Source organism: Tautonia sp. JC769 (genome assembly GCF_040717455.1).
Taxonomy (GTDB): domain Bacteria; phylum Planctomycetota; class Planctomycetia; order Isosphaerales; family Isosphaeraceae; genus Tautonia.
In genome coordinates this window covers 1-322 of record NZ_JBFEFH010000086.1, presented here as the reverse complement: position 1 = coordinate 322, position 322 = coordinate 1, and the positions used below count along the sequence as shown (strand labels likewise).

The 322-nt window shown below is 68.6% G+C and carries 1 protein-coding gene; it reads left to right on the top strand.

Annotated elements, in window-relative coordinates; genetic code table 11:
- On the top strand, positions 1-211 hold a 211-nt coding region (locus AB1L88_RS26985), incomplete at its 5' end, for a hypothetical protein (protein WP_367099822.1).
- Positions 212-322: the final 111 nt, after the last annotated feature.

Below are 322 nucleotides of genomic sequence, written 5' to 3'. Positions count from 1 at the left end.
CGGGCTCGGCCACGCGGAAGAGCCCGGGCACGGCGTGCGGCACGGGTGGCCTCGCCCGTGTTCGGAGTGCGCGGGAGGCGTCGATCTCGTCGTCGCCCGGCCCGATGGGTGCCTGGTCCCGTGGAGGCGGATGGACTGCGTGATCGAGCCGACGTACGCGTGCTCGGTCCTGATGCTGTCATGCCTCGACCGCACCGCCTCTCGGAGCTGATCCGGCGATTTCGGCTTCGCCGCCATTGTCCCGCCCTCTCGCCGGGTATTCCCGGAATCCGCTTGCACTCGCGATCACCAGCGATCAGAATGCGATCAGGGTGGGATTATG